Below are 19,663 nucleotides of genomic sequence, written 5' to 3' on the forward strand. Positions count from 1 at the left end.
AGTTAATTACGCATATTTCTCAAATTTGCGCAATTTGCGTAACGGTCTCGCCGCGCTGCAGGCTGACGCCGCATTCGATCTGCAGGGGCGTGGCGCCTTGATCCGCGAGACGCCGTTGCACGAGGCCGATCGCCTGCCGGGCCATTTCCGCACAATCGACACGCATCGTCGTCAGCCGCGGATGCATGAGCGCGGCATAGGGAAGGTCGTCGAAGCCGATGACGGAGACCTTCTCCGGCACGGCGATGCCGGCTGCTTCCAGGGCATTCATCAGGCGGAAGGCGCCCATGTCGTTGGCGCAGAAAACGCTCGTCCAGCCGGATTGACCGCGCGAGCGCCTTTCCACCTCGGCCAGCAATTCCGCATCCGTGCCGCCGGCAACGCTGATGGCCGTGCAGACGGCGTCGGGGCAGGTTTCCAGCGCCGAATAGAAGCCGCGGCGGCGCTGGGTGGTCGTCCAGCGCGTATGATCGTGAATATAAAGCAAGTTCCGGTGCCCCGCCTGCAGCAGGGTGCGGCCCGCCAATTCGGCGCCGAAGAAATTGTTCGGGGCCACGCAGTCAAAACGCATGGCGGGATCGTAACCGTTTACCAGCACGGCATGGTGCCTGCCGTCGAGGAAATGCGCCGCAAGGTTTTCCGAAAGGTCGATGCCGACGAAGATCGTCATGTTCGCCTCTTCGTTTTCCTGGTCGCGCAGCATGCGCTCCGGGCCGAGGGCGGTTTCGTCCACCATGCGGATGGAGAGCGTGAAGCCGCTTTCTCTGGCGCTGCCCTTCAGGCCGGCAATGACGGCTTCGTAGAAGGGCGCGAGGCCGCCTGTAGCAAGGCTGCCGGTCACATAGGCCCGCAAGTGGCGCGCCTGCGCCGCCGGCTGGCGGCCGCGCCCGAGATAACCGGCATCCTCCGCCAGTTTGCGGATTTGCAGACGGCGCTCGTCGCTGATGCCGCGCGCATCGGAAAGTGCGCGCGAAACCGTGCTGACGGAAACGCCTGCCGCCTTCGCAATCGCGATCTGGTTCGCGTCGGGCTTACCTGACTTCTTCAATCCCTGTCCTCCTGAACCCTCCGATCATTCGAGGATTCCTGCGACAAATCCACCCTTTGCCACCGGATTTCAACGGCTCTTCGCAGCTTATCGCAACGCAAGAGGGGAGGTTTCGCGCAATCAAATTTGCACAAAGCCGAAATTTGCGCAATTGACAACGCAAATTGCGCATGCAGAATTGCGTCCCTGTGGAAAGCCGGTCTTGCTGCGCACCTGTCGCTCGCGGATTGGCGCCGTCGATTCGGGAGGAGAGGTTCCATGACAAACGACATGAAACGCGAATTCATTCAGGCGATGATCAGCCGCCGTCAGCTTCTGCAGGCCGCCGGCGCCGGTGCCGCGGCTGCGGCCATGTCGGGCCTCGGCTCGGCGGCGAGCGCACAGGAGAAGGTGGAACTGACGATCTGGGCATGGACGCCCAATACGCAGAGCGAGATCGACCTCTTCACCAAGGCCTTTCCCAATATCAGCGTCAAGCTCGAGAATGCCGGCCAGGGGCCGGATGAATATGTGAAGCTGCGCAACGCCATCCAGGCCGGCAGCGGCCTGCCGGATGTCGGCCAGGTCGAATTCACCAATATTGCGGGCTTCCGCCAGCTGCAGGCGCTGCTCGATATGGGCCAGCACGGCGCCAACGAGGTCAAGGACAAGTTCATCGACTGGACCTGGGCTTCTGCTTCGGATGGCGATGCCGTCTACGGTATTCCGTGGGATTCCGGCCCGATGGGCATCCTCTACCGTGCCGACGTGCTTGACCAGCACAAGATTGCCGTTCCGAAGACCTGGGCGGAATTTTCGGCCAATTCCAAGGCGCTCTCGAAGGCGGCGCCCGGCACCTACCTTACCAATTTCGGCGGTACGGCCGACGGCGGCTGGGTGATTGCGCTTCTTGCGCAGGCCGGCTGGAAGCCTTTCGAACTCAAGGGCACGGACCTCAAGCTGAACCTCAACGATGCGGTCGCCAAGAAATGGGCGGTCTTCTGGCAGGACCTGATCGATGCCGATGCCGTCGGCGTCAAGACGCCGGTCTGGACGACCGACTGGTTCACCGGGCTCGACGAAGGCACCTATGCCTCGTGGATGACCGGTGCCTGGGGCGCCGTCTTCATTCCGCAGTTTGCCAAGAAGAGCAACGGCCACTGGCGCGCGGCACCCCTGCCGCAGTGGGAAGAGGGCAAATACGTCTCCGCCAATCTCGGCGGCTCCACATTCGCCGTCTTCAACACGACGAAGCATCCGAAGGAAGCCACGCAGCTTGCCGTCTTCCTCGGCAGCAATCCGGACGTGGCGCGCATGTGGACGACCAAGCAGTTCCTCTTCCCGGTTCTGAAGGAGCTTGCCTCCGATCAGGAGCTGATGGGCCACAAATACGACCTCTATGGCGGCCAGGCCGTCAACGAGATCTTTGCCGAAAGCGCCAAACACGTCGATTCTTCGTTCCAGTATGCGCCGTTCCAGGATTATCTCGCCGCCCAGGTGCAGCAGGAATTCTCGGCCTCCATCGGCGGCAAGGGCTCGCTCAGCGATGCCTTCGACCGCCTGCAGGAAGGGGTCAGCGCCTATTGCGCCGATCAGGGCTACACCGTCTCCCAAGGATGAGCCGCACGGGTGCGGGATTTTCCTCCCGCATCCCTTTTTCGCATGACGCGCCATGCCGGCGCATTTCGCATCGAACTGCCGGAGACGGATAGATGGCCGGTCTGAAAAGCCGCAAGCGGCGATACCGGGTGAGCAAGGGAATTGCGCCCTATCTCTTCCTCGCGCCCTTCGCGCTGCTTTTCATCGCCTTCCTGATCGCGCCGATGGCCTATGCCTTCACGCTGGCGATCTACAAGACGACTGTGGTTGCCGGCACAAAATTCGTCGGCGCGGAGAATTTCGTGCGCGCGCTCGGCGATCCGAAGTTCTGGCAGGGCGTTGCCGTGCTGGTGAAGTTCGCGCTGATCCAGATCCCCGGCATGGTCGCCGCGGCCCTCATCATCGCGCTCATTCTCGACAGCGGCACTGTTTATGCGAAGAGCTTCTTCCGCGTCAGCTTCTTCATTCCCTATGCCGTGCCGGCGGTGATCGCGACGCTGATCTGGGGTTATCTCTACGGCCCGTCGTTCGGACCCTTTACCCAGCTCGCCACGGCCCTTGGCCTGCCGGCGCCGAATTTCCTCGGGCCGAGCACGATCCTGCCGTCGATCGCCAATATCGCGAACTGGGAATATACCGGCTACCAGATGATTATCTACTACGCCGCCCTGCAGGCCATCCCGGCCGATCTCGAAGAGGCGGCCTCCATGGACGGGGCGAACGGCTTTGCCTATGCGATGCGGGTGAAACTGCCGCTGATCGCGCCGATGGTCGTCGTCACCATCATCTTCTCGATCATCGGTTCGCTGCAGCTCTTCTCCGAGCCTTACCTGCTGCGCAACCTGGCGCCGACAATGATCAACAATGCCTATACGCCGAACTATTACGCCTACACGCTCGCCTTCACCAACCAGCAGTACAATTATTCGGCTGCGGTCTCCTTCGTGCTCGGCGGCGTGACGGCGGTGATCTCCTATGCCTTCATGCTGATCGTCAACCGCGGAGGCCGCAAATGACCATTGTCGGCAAATCGAAGCGCTCTTCCGCCTTTCGCCGCAACCGCTGGACGCTGACGGCGATCCTCGCCGTGATCTGGCTCTATACGGCGCTGCCGCTGTTTTACGTGCTCGTCTCGGCGTCGAAATCGAACAACGATCTCTTCACCAGCTTCGGCCTCTGGTTTTCAGGCGATTTCCGGCTGTTCGAGAATATCGGCCAGGTCTTTTCCTACCAGGACGGCATCTTCTCGCGCTGGCTGCTCAATACCGTCTTCTACGCGACGGTTGCCGGGGTCGGCGCGGCGCTGTTTTCAACCATGGCCGGTTATGCGCTGGCAAAATATGATTTTCGCGGCAAGCGGCTGATCTTCGCAATCATCCTCGGCGCGGTCATGATCCCGCAGACGGCGCTCGTCGTGCCGCTCTTCCTGCTGATGTCGAAGGTCGGCATGGTCAATACGCCCTGGGCGGTCATCCTGCCGTCGCTCGTCTATCCGCCGGGCGTCTTCCTGATGCGGGTCTATGCCGACGACGCCATTCCGAACGAGCTGATCGATGCCGGCCGCGTCGACGGTGCCGGGGAATTCCATATCTTCTCGGCGCTGACGCTCAGGCTTCTGATGCCGGGCTTCGCAACCGTGCTGATCCTCTCCTTCGTCGCAACCTGGAACAATTACTTCCTGCCGCTGGTGGTGCTGAGTTCGGCGGAATATTTCCCGGTCACGGTCGGTCTGGCGCAATGGTATGCGACAGCCACCGTCGGCTCTGGCGGCGGGGCCGCCCTCTTCACGCTGGTGCTCGCCGGTGCGCTCATCAGCATCGTTCCCGTCATCGTCGCATTCATCGTCATGCAACGCTTCTGGCAAGGCGGCCTCGGTGCCGGCGGCGTCAAGGCGTGAGGAGACCGGCACATGGCCGTCATTGAACTTCGCAAGATCCGCAAATCCTTCGGTGCACTCGACATCATCGGCGGACTGGACCTCCATATAGAAGACGGCGAATTCGTCGTTTTCGTCGGTCCGTCGGGCAGCGGCAAGTCAACGCTGCTGCGCCTCGTCGCCGGTCTGGAGGAGGCCACCTCCGGCCAAATCCTGATCGACGGCGAGGATGTTACGGAGCTCGGCCCGGCAGACCGCAGCCTGTCCATGGTCTTCCAGTCCTATGCTCTCTACCCGCACAAGACGGTGCGCGCCAATATGGCCTTCGGGCTAGAGGTGGCGCGCACGCCCAAGGCGGAGATCGAGCGGCGCGTGCAGGCGGCGGCGGCATCGCTCAGGCTCGGACCTTACCTTGACCGAAAGCCGAAGGAGCTTTCCGGCGGCCAGCGGCAGCGTGTGGCGATCGGCCGCGCGATCGTGCGCGATCCCGTCGCCTTCCTGTTCGACGAGCCGTTGTCGAACCTCGATGCGGCGCTGCGGGCGGAAATGCGCATCGAGATCGCCAAGCTGCACCAGCGGCTGAAGGCGACGATGATCTATGTGACCCATGACCAGGTCGAGGCGATGACGCTTGCCGACAAGATCGTGGTCCTGAAGGATGGCGAAATCCAGCAGATCGGCTCGCCGATCGACCTCTACGAAAAGCCGGCAAATCTTTTTGTCGCGCAGTTCCTCGGTTCGCCGAAAATGAATGTGTTTGATGCGGAGGCCGTCCCCGGCGGGCTGCGTGTGGCCGGTACGGGACGTCTCGATCTCGCCGCGCCGCCGGCCACTGCCGTCAAACTCGGTGTACGACCGGAAGACATTGCCGTTGCGGCTCCCGGTCAGGGCAATCTCGATGGCAAGGTGGATGTCGTGGAAAGGCTGGGTTCGGATACCTATGCCTATGTGGCGCTTTCCGACGGTGCGCTGGTGACCGTGCGGCTTGCAGGAAATGCCCGGCTATCGGTCGGCGAGACGATCAGCCTGCGGTTCGACAGCAGCGAACTGCATCTTTTCGACGGGGTCGGCAAGGCCATCGCCTTGTAAACCAGCGCATCCGGTATGCAAGAGATTCCTAATCTTCTTCTTTTTGCAAATATGTAACCGAGATAACTTTTTACTGACGTGTAACTTGGCTAAGGTCCGTGCATCTGTGGCTTGCAAAAGGTGAGATGTATGGCAGGTGAAACCGTACTGGTCGTCGGCGGCGCTGGTTATATCGGCTCGCATACGTGTCTCGATCTGGCGAACAAGGGCTACAAGCCTGTCGTCTTCGACAATTTTTCCAACGGTCATCGCGAATTCGTCAAATGGGGGCCGGCGGAAGAGGGCGATATTCGCGATCGCGCCCGGCTCGACGAAGTGCTGGCAAAACACAAGCCGTCCGCGATCCTGCATTTTGCGGCGCTGATCGAGGTGGGCGAATCGGTGAAAGATCCGGTCGCCTTTTACGATAACAATGTCATCGGCACCCTGACGCTGCTGTCGGCGGCGCAGGCGGCGGGCATCGATGCCTTCGTCTTCTCGTCCACCTGCGCGACCTACGGCCTGCCGCAGAGCGTGCCGCTTGACGAGACGCACCGCCAGGTGCCGATCAATCCCTACGGCCGCACCAAATATATCGTCGAGCAGGCGCTTGCCGACTACGACCAGTACAAGAATTTCCGTTCGGTCGTACTGCGTTACTTCAATGCCGCCGGCGCCGATTTCGAAGGCCGTATCGGCGAGTGGCACCAGCCGGAAACGCACGCGATCCCGCTGGCGATCGACGCGGCTCTCGGCCGCCGTCAGGGCTTCAAGGTCTTCGGCAGCGATTACGAAACGCGCGACGGCACGTGTGTGCGCGATTACATCCATGTTCTCGATCTCGCCGACGCCCATGTGCGCGCCGTCCAATATCTGCTCGATGGCGGCTCATCGGTCGCGCTCAATCTCGGCACCGGCACCGGCACGACGGTGAAGGAACTGCTCGGCGCTATCGAGGATGTCTCCCGCAAGCCCTTCCCGGTCGAGTATATCGGTCGTCGCGAAGGCGATTCGCACACGCTGGTCGCCAATAACGACAAGGCGCGGGACGTGCTGGGCTGGGTGCCCCAATACGACCTCTCGCAGATCATTCAGTCGGCCTGGAACTGGCATGCGAGATCGAACCACCACTGAATGCCGGCGAAAGCCCAACGTTCTCATCGTCACTGCCGATCAATGGCGCGGCGATTGCCTGTCTTCGGTGGGGCACGCCTGCGTCAGGACGCCGAATGTCGACGCTCTGGCGAAAGAAGGCACGCTCTTCCGGCGGCACTATGCCGGTGCTGCGCCCTGTTCGCCGGCGCGCGCCACGCTTTATACCGGTCTCTATCAGATGAACCACCGGGTCTGCCGCAACGGCTCGCCGCTCGACCGGCGGTTCGACAATCTGGCGCTGGCGGCACGGCGGGCAGGTTACGATCCGACGCTGTTCGGCTATACGGATACGGCGCCCGATCCGCGTGATATGGATGCCAACGATCCGCATCTGACAACCTATGAGGGCGTGTTGCCGGGTTTTTCGGTTCGCCAGCTGCTGCCGGAGCATGAGAGGCAGTGGCTTTCCTGGTTGCGTTCGCGTGGCCATGCCGATGCCGTCAGCCGCGACGTTCACATTCCCGTCGGCAGCACGGCGGGAGAAATCTCCAGTGCGGCACCCGCCTATTCGCGCGACGAGACGCAGACCGCCTTTCTGACCGGCGAGTTCGTTCGCTGGATGGGCGAGCAGGATGCGCCCTGGTTTGCTCATCTTTCCTTCCTGCGGCCGCATCCGCCCTTTTCGGTGCCGGAGCCGTTCAATTGCATGTTCAAACCGGGTGAAGGCCCGGCCTTTGCGCGCGCAGCGGATCGCGAAACGGAGCAGCAGGGCCATCCCTACCTCGCCTATGCCATGGCGCGTGCCGGCAAGAGCGGCTTCATCCACGGGGCGGAAGGGCCGCTCAGCGATTGGAATAGCGCCGATTTCGACGCCATCCGCTCAATCTACTACGGCATGATCGCCGAAGTGGACGATCAGCTCGGCCGGATCTGGCGGGCGCTCAAAGATGCCGGCGAATGGGACAATACGATCGTCGTCTTCACGTCAGATCATGCGGAGATGGCAGGCGACCACTGGACGCTCGGCAAGGGCGGCTATTTCGACGGCAGCTATCATATTCCGCTCGTTATCCGCGATCCCGCCGCAGCTTCCGCCGGCCGTACGGTCGATCATTTTACCAGCGCTGCGGATCTGTTCCCGACCCTCTGCGAGCGGCTCGGCATTGCGCCTGCCAATGGCGTCGACGGCCGTTCGCTGGCCCCCTTCCTCAATGGCGACAGGGCACAAGGCTGGAGGGACGCGGCTTTCTGGGAGTTCGACTTCCGCGACATAGCCGGGGGCGAGGCGGAGCGGCATTTCGGCCTTCGGCCGAACGAACTCAATCTTGCCGTCATACGCGACGAAAGGTTCAAATATGTGCATTTCGCTGCGTTGCCGGCACTGCTCTTCGACCTTTCGGAGGATCCGATGGAGCTGCGCAATCTAGCCGAAGATCCGGCCTATGCCGGCGCGCGGCTTGCCTATGCCGAACGGCTGCTGTCGCTGCGGGCGCGCCACCTCGACCAGACGCTCGCCTATACCGAACTGACGGAGAAAGGGCCGGTGACGTACCGGCCCTGACTGTGGTCAGAAATTTCCGAGGAAATCCCGTTTGCCGACCGGCGCGCCCTGGTTGCGCAGGATCGCGTGCGCGGTCGTCACATGGAAATAGAAGTTCGGCAATGCGAAGAGGGCAACATATTCGATGCCGGGAACGACCGAGCCGTTGCGGCCCGGTATTGTGATTTCCCTGACGTCGCTGCCTTCGAGCGCTTCCTGCGAGAAGCTTGCGAGATAGGCCTCGGTCTTGGCCATGCGTTCGCGCAGGTCGGCAATCGTCGTCTCGTTGTCCTCGAATTTCGGCGCTTCGCTCGCCGTCAGGCGGGCGAGCGCAAACTTGGCGCTGTCGCTGGCGCGCTGGTACTGGCCGGAAAGCGGCAGCATGTCCGGGGCGAGGCGGGCATTTATCAGGATGGTCGGATCGATCTTCTTTTCCTCGGCATAGGCTTGCGTCTTGTCGAGATAGGTCTTCAGGCTGGCAATGCCGCGCTGGAACATCGGCACGGTGAGGCGATACATCGAAATGGACATTTGTCCTGTCTCCAAAATCCAAAAAGAACAGCCTGTGTGCGCAGGCTGTTCGGGGCTCCGACTAGATGGGGATCTCTACGGTTTTCACAAGAAGCGGCTGTGACAGTTGCGCGGCTATTATGGCCGGATTGCCGCAGGCTGATCACGCATAATTCACCTCTGCAGGAGGCTGCCGGCTCCGCAACGTCAGCGGAAATCGGCAAAGAGGCTTGACGCCGTTTCGATAAAATGGAATGAATATTCCGCGAAACAAATTTTGCGGTTTGTTTGTTCCGTTTTGACGGAGCCGCCACGGGAGAGGCGGCGCGGAATTGAGGTCTGCGGACGGATGTCTGGGACCCCGGCGTGAGGAGGGTGCAGCCGGGCACCGCTTTGTGGAGGAAATACAAATGAAGAAATTCATCCTGGGCACTGCGATGGCGCTCGTCATGTCGACGGCCGCGCACGCAGAAACCGTCGGCGTTTCGATGGCCAAGTTCGACGACAACTTCCTGACCGTTCTGCGCAACGGCATGCAGGACTACGCCAAGACGCTCAGCGGCGTCACGTTGCAGGTCGAAGACGCGCAGAACGACGTGTCGAAGCAGCAGAGCCAAATCCAGAATTTCATCGCATCCAAGGTCGATGCGATCATCGTCAACCCTGTCGATACGGACGCGACGGCTGCCATGTCGAAGATTGCCGCCGAAGCCGGCATTCCGCTCGTCTATGTCAACCGCGAGCCCGTGAACGTCGACAGTCTTCCGGACAAGCAGGCCTTCGTCGCTTCGAACGAACAGGAATCCGGCACGCTGGAAACCAAGGAAATTTGCCGCATTCTGGGCGGCAAGGGCAAGGCCGTTGTCATGATGGGCGAGCTTTCCAACCAGGCCGCCCGCATGCGCACGCAGGACGTCCATGACGTCGTCAAGACGGACGATTGCAAGGGCATCGAGATCGTCGAAGAGCAGACGGCCAACTGGGAGCGCACGCAGGGTGCCGACCTGATGACCAACTGGCTATCGAGCGGCCTCGAGTTCAATGCCGTCATTTCCAACAATGACGAAATGGCGATCGGCGCCATCCAGGCGCTGAAGGCGGCCGGCAAGGACATGAAGGACTACGTGATCGGCGGTGTCGACGCCACGCAGGATGCGCTTGCCGCCATGCAGGCCGGCGATCTCGACGTGACGGTCTTCCAGGATGCTGCCGGCCAGGGCAAGGGCGCGCTGGATGCGGCCCTGAAGCTCGCCAAGGGCGAGAAGGTCGAGAAGAAGGTCTACATTCCCTTCCAGCTCGTCACCCCCGACAACGTCAAGGACTTCGTCGCCAAGAACTGAGACGTGCCGAGATGAAGCGGATGCGGGCGGGAAAGCCCGCATCCCCTACCTGTCCGTATCCGGAGGAAACCAGATGGCTGTCAGCCCGACCACCATGGCCGCGGTCCGCGCAAGCGGCGCAATCCCGAATGCGGAATATCTCCTGACCGCCGAAGGCGTGCGCAAGGAGTTTCCGGGCGTCGTGGCACTCGACGACGTGCAGTTCCGGCTGAAGCGCGGCTCCGTGCATGCGCTGATGGGCGAGAACGGCGCCGGTAAATCCACGCTGATGAAGATTCTTGCCGGCATCTATACGCCCGACAAGGGCGACGTGCGGCTGAAGGGCGTCGAAATCCGCCTGCAGTCGCCGCTCGATGCACTGGAAAACGGGATTGCCATGATCCATCAGGAGCTGAACCTGATGCCCTTCATGACGGTGGCGGAAAATATCTGGATCCGGCGCGAGCCGAAGAACCGGCTGGGTTTCGTCGATCACGGCGCCATGTATCGCCAGACCGAGGAATTGTTTTCCCGGCTCAATATCGCCATCGATCCCGATATCGAGGTTCGGTATCTGTCGGTCGCCAACCGGCAGATGGTCGAGATCGCCAAGGCGGTGTCCTACAATTCCGACGTGCTGATCATGGACGAGCCGACTTCGGCGCTGACGGAGCGCGAGGTGGAGCACCTCTTCCGCATCATCCGCGATTTGAGAGCCCAGGGCATCGGCATCGTCTACATCACGCACAAGATGAACGAGCTCTTCGAGATCGCCGACGAGTTCTCCGTTTTCCGTGACGGCAAATATATCGGCACCCACGCCTCTAGCGACGTTACCCGCGACGACATCATCCGCATGATGGTCGGCCGCGAGATCACCCAGATGTTCCCCAAGGAGGAAGTCCCGATCGGCGAGGTGGTGCTGTCGGTCAAGAACCTCAATCTCGACGGCGTCTTCCGCGACGTGTCCTTTGATGTCAGGTCGGGCGAAATCCTCGGCGTGGCGGGTCTCGTCGGCTCCGGCCGGTCGAATGTCGCCGAGACGCTGTTCGGCGTGACGCCGGCAAGCTCGGGCACGATCGAGCTATTCGGCAAACAGGTGGAGATCACCTCGCCGACGGTGGCGATCCGCAATCACATGGCGTTCCTCACGGAAGACCGCAAGGACACGGGCTGCCTGCTCATCCTCAACGTGCTCGAAAACATGCAGGTGGCCGTGCTGCACGACAAGTTCGTCAAGGGCGGCTTCGTGCAGGAGGGTGCCATCGAGGAGACCTGCGAGGACATGGCGCGCAAGCTTCGCGTCAAGACCCCGAACCTTTACGAGCGGGTCGAAAACCTCTCCGGCGGCAACCAGCAGAAGGTGCTGATCGGCCGCTGGCTGCTCACCAATCCGAAGATCCTGATCCTCGACGAGCCGACGCGCGGCATCGATGTCGGCGCCAAGGCGGAAATCCACCGGCTGGTCACGGAGATGGCGCGCAACGGTGTCGCCGTCATCATGATCTCCTCGGAAATGCCCGAGGTTCTCGGCATGAGCGACCGCATCATGGTGATGCATGAAGGGCGCGTCACCGGTTTTCTCAATCGCGACGAAGCAACGCAGATCAAGGTGATGGAGCTCGCCGCGCAGTGATTGCGCGCGATCGCGATCGCCAAAGGGAGGTTTGACATGACTATCAAGGCAGCAGAGGGCGCAGCGCCGCTTGCAACCCGGCCGAGACGGCGGCGCGTGCCGCCCGAACTCAACATCTTCCTCGTGCTGGTCGGCATCGCGCTGGTCTATGAAATCCTCGGCTGGATCTTCATCGGCCAGAGCTTCCTGTTCAATTCGCAGCGCCTGACGATCATGATCCTGCAGGTTGCCGTCATCGGCATCATCGCCGTCGGCGTCACCCAGGTCATCATCACGGGTGGTATCGACCTCTCCTCCGGTTCGGTCGTCGGTATGACCGCCATGATCGCGGCGAGTTTCGCCCAGGCCTCCACCTGGCCGCGCGCGCTCTATCCGGGGCTCACCGACCTGCCTTTCTTCATTCCGATCGGAATCGGCCTGCTGATCGGCCTTGCAGCCGGCTATATCAACGGCCAGCTGATCGCCAAGACGAAGATCCCGCCCTTCATCGCCACACTCGGCATGATGGTGTCGGCGCGCGGTATCTCCAAATGGTACACGAAGGGCCAGCCGGTTTCCGGCCTGACCGATCAGTTCAATTTCATCGGCACGGGTATCTGGCCGGTCGTCGTCTTCCTCGTCGTGGCACTGATCTTCCACATCGCGCTGCGCTATACGCGCTACGGCAAGTTCACCTATGCGATCGGTGCCAACGTGCAGGCGGCGCGCGTCTCGGGCATCAATATCGAGGCGCATCTCATCAAGGTCTACGCCATTGCCGGTCTCCTGGCGGGCCTCGCCGGCGTCGTCACGGCAGCGCGCGCCCAGACCGCGCAGGCCGGCATGGGCGTGATGTACGAACTGGACGCGATTGCCGCGACCGTCATCGGCGGCACATCGCTGACGGGCGGCGTCGGGCGGATCACGGGCACGGTCATCGGCACCGTCATCTTGGGCGTGATGACCTCGGGCTTCACCTTCTTGCGCGTCGACGCCTACTATCAGGAGATCGTCAAGGGCGTGATTATCGTCGCAGCCGTGGTGGTTGACGTTTACAGGCAGAAGAAACGAACCAAGCACTGAAACCGCAAAGGGGGCTTCGGCCTCCTTTTGCATCGCAAAATTGCAATGCACCGATATTGCCCAAGGGTGAAAAAATAGGTGGCGCTTTCCGTCAGCTTTTCTATTCTTGCCGCTTCGATCCGCCCGTTCGGGCAGCGCAGGAAAGCAGATGCAACTCGTATTCGACGGTCACAACGACGTTCTCCTTCGACTCTGGTCCCATGCGAAAGACGGAAACGATCCGGTCGCGGAATTCGCCGATGGGACGACTGCGGGCCATATCGACGCGCCGCGGTCGAAGGCCGGCGGTCTGGCCGGCGGGCTTTGCGCCATCTACATTCCCTCTGGCGACCTGGTCTTTGCCGATCCAGACGCCAACGGCCACTATGCGACGCCGCTTGCCGCTCCTCTCGACCCATTGTCGTCGCTCGCCATCGCCACGGAAATGGCGGCGATCGCGCTGAGGCTCGACCGCGCCGGCGCCTGGCGCCTCTGCCGCTCGGTGAAGGATATCCGTAGGGCGATGGCGTCGGGCCTTTTCGCCGCCGTCCTGCATATCGAAGGCTGCGAAGCGATCGGCGCCGATCTTGCGGCACTCGACGTCTTTTATGCCGCCGGGCTGCGTTCGCTCGGCCCGGTCTGGAGCCGTCACAATATTTTCGGCCACGGCGTGCCTTTCGCCTTCCCGAGTTCGCCGGATACGGCGCCGGGCTTGACGGATGCCGGCTTCGCGCTGGTGCGGGAATGCAACCGCCTCGGCATCCTGATCGACCTTGCCCATATTACCGAGAAGGGTTTCTGGGATGTGGCCAAGACCAGCGACCAGCCGCTGGTTGCCAGCCATTCCAATGCCCACGCGCTCACGCCGGTCGCGCGCAACCTGACCGACAGGCAGCTGGATGCGATCCGCGAACGTCGCGGCCTTGTCGGCGTGAACTATGCGACGGCCATGCTTCGCCCGGATGGCCGCTCCGACGCCGATACGCCGCTTTCCGATATGATCCGCCATATCGACTATCTCGTGAACCGTATCGGAGTGGATTGCGTCGCGCTCGGTTCCGACTTCGACGGCGCCACCATTCCGGAGGAAATCGGCGACGCCGCCGGGAACCAGAAGCTGATTGCCGCTCTCCGGCAAGCTGGCTATGGTGATGAAGAACTGAGAAAAATGGCCAGCGAAAACTGGCTTCGCATCCTGGCTTCGGCGTGGAGGGAAGAGGACGTCTGAAACCGAACGAGACATTTGTAATCAATCAAAAACAGGGGAACAGACCATGATGATTACCAAACTGAACCGCAGCTTCCGCCTTCTTTCCGCAGGAGCTGCCCTTTCGCTCCTGATGGTGGCAGCGCCCGCCGCCTTCGCGGAGACGCCGAAGGATACGCTTGTGGAAGGCTTCGCCATCGACGACATCATCACGATGGATCCGGGCGAGGCTTTCGAACTTTCGACGGCTGAAGTGACCAGCAATACCTACAGCCTGCTCGTTCGTCTCGACATGAACGACACGTCGAAGGTCAAGGGCGATCTCGCCGAGAGCTGGACCGTTTCCGATGACGGCCTGACCTATACGTTCAAGCTGAAGCCGGGCCTGAAGTTCGCTTCCGGCAATCCGATCACCGCCGAGGACGTGGCCTGGTCCTTCGAGCGCGCCGTCAAGCTCGACAAGAGCCCGGCCTTCATTCTCACCCAGTTCGGCCTGACGGGAGACAATGTCACCGAAAAGGCGAAGGCCGTCGATGCGACGACCTTTACCTTCACCGTCGACAAGCCCTACGCGCCGAGCTTCGTGCTGAACTGCCTGACGGCAACCGTCGCGTCCGTGGTCGACAAGAAGCTGGTCATGGACCATGTGAAGCCGGTCACCGTCGATGCCGACCACAAGTACGACAACGACTTCGGCAACGAGTGGCTGAAAACGAACTATGCCGGTTCGGGCGCCTACAAGCTGCGTGAGTGGCGCGCCAACGAAGTCGTCGTCATGGAGCGCAACGACAATTATTACGGCGAAAAGGCAAAGCTCAACCGCGTTATCTACCGCTACATGAAGGAAAGCTCGGCGCAGCGCCTGGCGCTCGAAGCCGGCGATATCGATATCGCCCGCAACCTCGAGCCCGGCGACCTCGACGCCGTTTCGAAGAATGCGGATCTGGCGACCACCAACGCGCCGAAGAGCACGGTCTATTACGTCAGCCTCAACAGCAAGAACGAGAACCTGAAGAAGCCCGAGGTCCAGGAAGCCTTCAAGTATCTCGTCGATTATGACGCGATCGGCGCCACCCTCATCAAGGGCATCGGCGAGATCCATCAGACCTTCCTGCCGACAGGGCAGCTCGGCGCGCTGAACGAGAACCCCTACAAGCTCGACGTTGCCAAGGCGAAGGAACTGCTTGCCAAGGCCGGCCTGCCGGACGGCTTCTCGGTCACGATGGATGTGCGCAACACGCAGCCGGTGACGGGCATTGCCGAATCCATGCAGCAGACGCTCGCCCAGGCCGGCGTGAAGATGGAAATCATCCCCGGCGACGGCAAGCAGACGCTGACGAAGTACCGCGCCCGTACGCATGACATGTATATCGGCCAGTGGGGCTCGGACTATTTCGACCCGAATTCCAACGCCGACACCTTCACTTCCAATCCGGACAATTCCGATGCGGGCACGGTGAAGTCGCTGGCATGGCGCAATACCTGGGAAGCGCCTGAACTCGACAAGGAAACGAAGGCTGCCCTGCTCGAACGTGACGCCGCCAAGCGTGCTGCCATGTACGAGGACATCCAGAAGAAGTTCCTGGCCAACAGCCCCTTCGTCATCATCTTCCAGCAGATCGAAGTGGCCGGCTATCGCAAGAGCCTCAAGGATTTCAAGCTGGGGCCGAGCTTCGATACGAACTATGTAGGGCCGATCTCGAAGTGATAAGCCGGCTAGGCTGATCCAGTGAGCATCGTCGAAACAAGACAGGAGGCGCGGCCCCGCAAGGGCCGTGCACTCTCCTTTGCCAAGGCGGTGGGGCGTTTCCTCTTTGCCGCCGTCACCACCTATCTCGGCCTTCTGGCCGTCACCTTCTTCATCGGCCGCGTCGTGCCGATCGATCCCGTGCTCGCCATTCTCGGCGATCGCGCGCCGACCCATGTCGTGGAGCGTGTGCGCCGCGAAATGGGCTTCGACCTGCCGCTTTACGAGCAGTTCTACATCTATCTCAAGGGCATTCTGTCAGGCGATTTCGGCAATTCGGTCCTGACCACAAACCCGGTCATGGTCGATATCCGCCGCGTGTTTCCGGCGACCCTGGAACTTGCCACTGTCGGCACCATCATCGGCTCCGTCATCGGCGTGCCGCTCGGCGTGCTCGCCGCCGTGCGCCGCGGCAGCATTGCCGACCAGATCGTGCGCGTCATCGGCCTTGTCGGCTATTCGGTGCCGATCTTCTGGCTGGCGCTGATCTCGCTGGTGATCTTCTATGCGCAGTTGCGCTGGGTGGCCTTCCCCGGCCGCATCGACATTGTCTACGAATACAGTTTTACGCCGGTCACGGGCTTCTATCTGCTCGACAGCGCCTGGCAGGGGCAGTGGGATGTCTTCTATGATGTCTTCCGCCACATCATCCTGCCGGCCTCGCTGCTTGGGTATTTCTCGCTCGCCTATATCAGCCGCATGACCCGCAGCTTCATGCTGAACGAGCTGTCGCAGGAATATGTGGTGGCGGCGCGTGCCAAGGGCCTGTCCGAAACGCGGGTGATCTGGGGCCATGCGCTGAGAAACGCGGCGGTGCCGCTCGTGACCGTCATCGCGCTTTCCTATGCCGGCCTGCTCGAAGGTTCGGTGCTGACCGAGACCGTCTTCTCTTGGCCGGGCATCGGCCTCTACATCACCAATTCGCTGCAGAGCGCCGATATGAATGCCGTGCTTGGCGGCACGATCGTCATCGGCACGGTCTTTGTCGGCATTAATCTCGTCTCTGATCTTCTCTATCGGATACTCGACCCGAGGACGCGCAACCGATGACGGTTCCGACCACGCCTTCCATGCCCATGAGCCGCCGCGATTGGCTGCTGTCCGACAGGCCGCAGTCGCGCATGCAGGCGCGGCTTGGCCGCGCCTATGTCACCTGGCGGCAGTTTACCGCCAACCGGCTTGCCGTCGTCGGCCTGCTGATTATCGTGGCGCTGTTGCTGATTGCCGCTTTTGCGGATGTCATTGCCACGCATAATCCCGTTGTGGGCGATCTCAAGAATGCCCGCCTGCTGCCGCCGGGCAGCACCGGCTACCTGCTCGGCACCGACGATCAGGGCCGCGATATCTTCTCCCGCCTCGTCTACGGCTCGCGGCTGACGCTGCTCGTCGTGGTGCTGGTCGCCATCATCTCCGCGCCGATCGGTCTCATCGTCGGCACGGTGTCGGGCTATGCCGGCGGATGGGTGGATGCGATGCTGATGCGCATCACCGATATCTTCCTCGCCTTCCCGAAACTCGTGCTGGCGCTTGCCTTCGTTGCGGCGCTCGGACCGGGCATTCAGAACGCCATCATCGCCATCGCCATCACGTCCTGGCCGCCCTATGCGCGCATCGCCCGCGCCGAGACGCTGACGGTTCGCCGCTCGGACTATATTTCGGCCGTCAAGCTGATGGGGGCCTCGCCGTTGCGCATCATCGTGCGCCACATCATGCCGCTCTGCATTTCCTCGCTCATCGTGCGCGTGACACTCGACATGGCGGGCATCATCCTGACGGCGGCAGGCCTCGGTTTCCTTGGCCTCGGCGCGCAGCCGCCGCTGCCCGAATGGGGCGCGATGATCGCCTCCGGCCGCCGCTTCATCCTCGACCAATGGTGGGTGGCCGCCATGCCCGGCATTGCCATCCTCGTCGTCAGCCTGGGCTTCAACCTTCTCGGCGACGGCCTGCGCGACGCCCTCGATCCGAAGGAGGCCGGCCAGTGAGTGCGCTTCTGACCGTCAAGAACCTGCGCGTCAGTTATCCGACCCGCACCGGTGTCATCGAGGCCGTGCGCGGCGTTTCTTTCACGCTCGGCAAGGAGCGTCTGGGGATCGTCGGCGAATCCGGCTCGGGCAAGTCGCAGACCGGCCGCGCTATTATGGGCCTGACGCCTAAACACGGCATCGTCGCTGCCGATACGCTGGATTTCAGCGGTATCGACCTCTTGAAGGCATCGGCCGGCGAGCGGCGCAGGCTGCGCGGCAAGCGCATCGCCATGATCCTGCAGGATCCGAAATATTCGCTCGATCCGGTCATGACCATTGGCAAGCAGATCTGCGAAACGCTGCGCACGCATGAGAAGATAGGCAGGGGCGAGGCGCAGGAGCGCGCGCTCGACATGCTGGAAGCGGTGCAGATCCGCGATCCCAAACGCGTCTTCGATCTCTATCCGCATGAGGTCTCGGGCGGAATGGGCCAGCGCGCCATGATCGCCATGATGCTGATCGCCGGGCCGGAGCTGCTGATCGCCGACGAGCCCACCTCGGCCCTCGACGTCACGGTCCAGCTCGACGTTCTCCGGATCATGGACCGGCTTGTGGCCGAACGCGGCATGGGGCTGATCTTCGTCTCCCACGATCTGAGGCTCGTTTCCTCCTTCTGCGACCGCGTCATCGTCATGTATGCCGGCCGCATCGTCGAAGAGATTGCCGCATCCGAGCTTCGCAACGCGAAACATCCCTATACGCAAGGCCTGCTCAACTGCATGCCGCAGATCGGCGAAAACAGGCATCCGCTGCCGGTGCTCGACCGCAAGCCGGAGTGGGCAGCATGACGACGGCGCTTTCCGCAGACCATCTTGGCGTCATCTACGACCATTTCCATGCCCTGAAGGATGTGAGCGTTTCCATCGAAAGCGGCGAATCCTTCGGCCTCGTCGGTGAATCCGGCTCGGGCAAGTCGACGCTGCTGCGTGCCGTCGCAGGTCTTGCTCCCGTCAGCGAGGGAACGATCCGCGTTCATGGCGAGCCGCTGAAAGGGTCGAAGCGCAGCAGAAGCTTCTACCGCAGCGTCCAGATGGTCTTCCAGGATCCCTACGGCTCGCTGCATCCGCGCCAGACGGTCGACCGGCTGCTTCTGGAGCCGCTTGCGATCCACGGCATCGGCGACAGCGAGAGGCGGATTGCCCGCGCGCTCGACGAAGTCGGACTCGGCAACGGTTTCCGCTTCCGTTATCCGCACCAGCTTTCCGGCGGCCAGCGGCAGCGTGTGGCGATTGCCCGCGCGCTGATCGTCGAGCCGTCGATCCTGCTCCTCGACGAGCCGACCTCGGCGCTCGATGCTTCCGTGCAGGCCGAAGTCCTCAATCTTCTGGAGCAGATCCGCCGCGACCGGAAGCTGACTTTCGTCATGGTCAGTCACGATCTCGGCGTTGTCACCCATATGTGCGAGAGGCTTGCCGTCATGCGTGGCGGCGCCGTTGTCGAGCGGCTGACATCGGCCGAACTTGCCGCCGGCAGCGTTCACGAGGAGTACACGCGAAATTTGATGGTTGCCAGCAAAGGGTTCGTGAAGGCTTGAAAGCCTGTGTTTTCAAGCCCTTGAAAAATCTCATGCGTCGCCGGCGTTAAGGATAATCATTCCCTAAAACACGACCATTCGACTAGACTATTGACAGCTGCCTTAGTTCTGTCATGATCCCGTTAACGACCGTTAGCTTTCGTGATCGATGGAGGTTGAGGCATGTTCTTTCTCGGTGGGATGACCATGGGTTACCTCGATCCTCCTGTTAAGGCCGAGCGGAGGGAAAGCGCCTCCGTGACGATCCCGGCGGAAAAGGACCGCCGGTTGATCGAAACTTCCTCCAATGCACCCCAGAACGACGGCGCTCTCGAGCGCTCCTGGATCTGGGCATGGCGCACGCTCTGCTGAGTTGACGCCGGGTGGATTTTCTCTTCCGTCCGCTCTGGACGGAAATTTATCTCTACCTACCTTATAGGGAATATAAGAATATAAAGGCG

General features: G+C 61.7%; 18 protein-coding genes. 16 read left to right on the plus strand and 2 right to left on the minus strand.

What is annotated here, in order from left to right; all coding sequences use genetic code 11:
* Nucleotides 1-19 precede the first annotated feature (19 nt).
* A complete protein-coding gene (locus ACU8HS_RS09650) occupies nt 20-1,048 on the minus strand; it encodes a LacI family DNA-binding transcriptional regulator (RefSeq protein ID WP_112756032.1) in 1,029 nt (342 codons plus the stop codon).
* A 258-nt stretch (nt 1,049-1,306) separates the two neighbouring features.
* On the opposite strand from ACU8HS_RS09650, the gene ACU8HS_RS09655 reads away from it, so the two are divergent.
* From ACU8HS_RS09655 to ACU8HS_RS09680, 6 genes are all read left to right on the plus strand, one after another.
* Entirely contained in the window at nt 1,307-2,647 is a 1,341-nt protein-coding gene (locus ACU8HS_RS09655) for an ABC transporter substrate-binding protein (RefSeq protein ID WP_113413206.1), read from the plus strand.
* 92 nt (nt 2,648-2,739) lie between these two features.
* Entirely contained in the window at nt 2,740-3,642 is a 903-nt protein-coding gene (locus tag ACU8HS_RS09660) for a carbohydrate ABC transporter permease (RefSeq protein ID WP_113413207.1), read from the plus strand.
* Nucleotides 3,639-4,523, plus strand: a complete 885-nt coding sequence (locus ACU8HS_RS09665) for a carbohydrate ABC transporter permease (protein ID WP_112562435.1) — start codon at nt 3,639-3,641, stop codon at nt 4,521-4,523. The genes ACU8HS_RS09660 and ACU8HS_RS09665 overlap by 4 nt, the downstream gene beginning before the upstream one ends.
* A 12-nt stretch (nt 4,524-4,535) precedes the next feature.
* The gene (locus ACU8HS_RS09670) at nt 4,536-5,591 is read left to right on the plus strand and encodes an ABC transporter ATP-binding protein (RefSeq protein ID WP_112756036.1); all 1,056 of its coding nucleotides are present in this window, start codon (nt 4,536-4,538) and stop codon (nt 5,589-5,591) included.
* A gap of 129 nt (nt 5,592-5,720) precedes the next feature.
* Nucleotides 5,721-6,704, plus strand: coding sequence for a UDP-glucose 4-epimerase GalE (gene galE, locus ACU8HS_RS09675; protein WP_112562431.1), 984 nt, complete (start codon nt 5,721-5,723; stop codon nt 6,702-6,704).
* The gene (locus ACU8HS_RS09680; protein ID WP_447015813.1) at nt 6,682-8,226 is read left to right on the plus strand and encodes an alkaline phosphatase family protein; all 1,545 of its coding nucleotides are present in this window, start codon (nt 6,682-6,684) and stop codon (nt 8,224-8,226) included. The genes galE and ACU8HS_RS09680 overlap by 23 nt, the downstream gene beginning before the upstream one ends.
* Nucleotides 8,227-8,232: 6 nt before the next feature.
* Here ACU8HS_RS09680 and ACU8HS_RS09685 read toward each other — a convergent pair whose 3' ends face one another.
* Nucleotides 8,233-8,736 carry a DUF1993 domain-containing protein gene (locus ACU8HS_RS09685; protein WP_113413209.1) on the minus strand — a complete coding sequence of 168 codons (504 nt, stop codon included), beginning with the start codon at nt 8,734-8,736 and terminating at the stop codon, nt 8,233-8,235.
* A 389-nt stretch (nt 8,737-9,125) separates the two neighbouring features.
* Here ACU8HS_RS09685 and ACU8HS_RS09690 point away from each other — a divergent pair, with 389 nt between their 5' ends.
* The 10 genes from ACU8HS_RS09690 to ACU8HS_RS09735 all read left to right on the plus strand — a co-directional run bounded on the left by ACU8HS_RS09690 (nt 9,126) and on the right by ACU8HS_RS09735 (nt 19,574).
* The gene (locus ACU8HS_RS09690; protein ID WP_112562425.1) at nt 9,126-10,055 is read left to right on the plus strand and encodes a sugar ABC transporter substrate-binding protein; all 930 of its coding nucleotides are present in this window, start codon (nt 9,126-9,128) and stop codon (nt 10,053-10,055) included.
* A 73-nt stretch (nt 10,056-10,128) separates the two neighbouring features.
* The gene (locus ACU8HS_RS09695; RefSeq protein WP_112562423.1) at nt 10,129-11,670 is read left to right on the plus strand and encodes a sugar ABC transporter ATP-binding protein; all 1,542 of its coding nucleotides are present in this window, start codon (nt 10,129-10,131) and stop codon (nt 11,668-11,670) included.
* Between the two features lie 36 nt (nt 11,671-11,706).
* Nucleotides 11,707-12,732 (plus strand): ABC transporter permease, encoded by a 1,026-nt coding sequence (locus ACU8HS_RS09700; protein ID WP_112756046.1) that lies wholly within the window; start codon nt 11,707-11,709, stop codon nt 12,730-12,732.
* A 148-nt stretch (nt 12,733-12,880) separates the two neighbouring features.
* Nucleotides 12,881-13,939: a dipeptidase gene (locus ACU8HS_RS09705; RefSeq protein WP_112756047.1), complete on the plus strand. Its 1,059-nt coding sequence runs from the start codon at nt 12,881-12,883 to the stop codon at nt 13,937-13,939.
* A 46-nt stretch (nt 13,940-13,985) separates the two neighbouring features.
* Nucleotides 13,986-15,626 carry an ABC transporter substrate-binding protein gene (locus tag ACU8HS_RS09710; RefSeq protein ID WP_112564301.1) on the plus strand — a complete coding sequence of 547 codons (1,641 nt, stop codon included), beginning with the start codon at nt 13,986-13,988 and terminating at the stop codon, nt 15,624-15,626.
* Between the two features lie 21 nt (nt 15,627-15,647).
* Nucleotides 15,648-16,715, plus strand: coding sequence for an ABC transporter permease (locus tag ACU8HS_RS09715; RefSeq protein ID WP_112756048.1), 1,068 nt, complete (start codon nt 15,648-15,650; stop codon nt 16,713-16,715).
* Nucleotides 16,712-17,647: a nickel transporter permease gene (gene nikC / locus ACU8HS_RS09720; protein WP_447015814.1), complete on the plus strand. Its 936-nt coding sequence runs from the start codon at nt 16,712-16,714 to the stop codon at nt 17,645-17,647. The genes ACU8HS_RS09715 and nikC overlap by 4 nt, the downstream gene beginning before the upstream one ends.
* On the plus strand, nt 17,644-18,477 hold the full coding sequence (locus ACU8HS_RS09725) for an ABC transporter ATP-binding protein (RefSeq protein WP_112564307.1): 834 nt from the start codon (nt 17,644-17,646) through the stop codon (nt 18,475-18,477). Before nikC ends, ACU8HS_RS09725 begins: the two co-directional genes overlap by 4 nt.
* Nucleotides 18,474-19,223: an ABC transporter ATP-binding protein gene (locus ACU8HS_RS09730; protein WP_112756050.1), complete on the plus strand. Its 750-nt coding sequence runs from the start codon at nt 18,474-18,476 to the stop codon at nt 19,221-19,223. The genes ACU8HS_RS09725 and ACU8HS_RS09730 overlap by 4 nt, the downstream gene beginning before the upstream one ends.
* A gap of 162 nt (nt 19,224-19,385) precedes the next feature.
* Complete coding sequence (locus ACU8HS_RS09735) at nt 19,386-19,574, plus strand: hypothetical protein (RefSeq protein ID WP_113498475.1); 189 nt, start codon at nt 19,386-19,388, stop codon at nt 19,572-19,574.
* Nucleotides 19,575-19,663 lie beyond the last annotated feature (89 nt).

This window comes from Rhizobium sp. KDH_Rht_773_N, assembly GCF_052946295.1.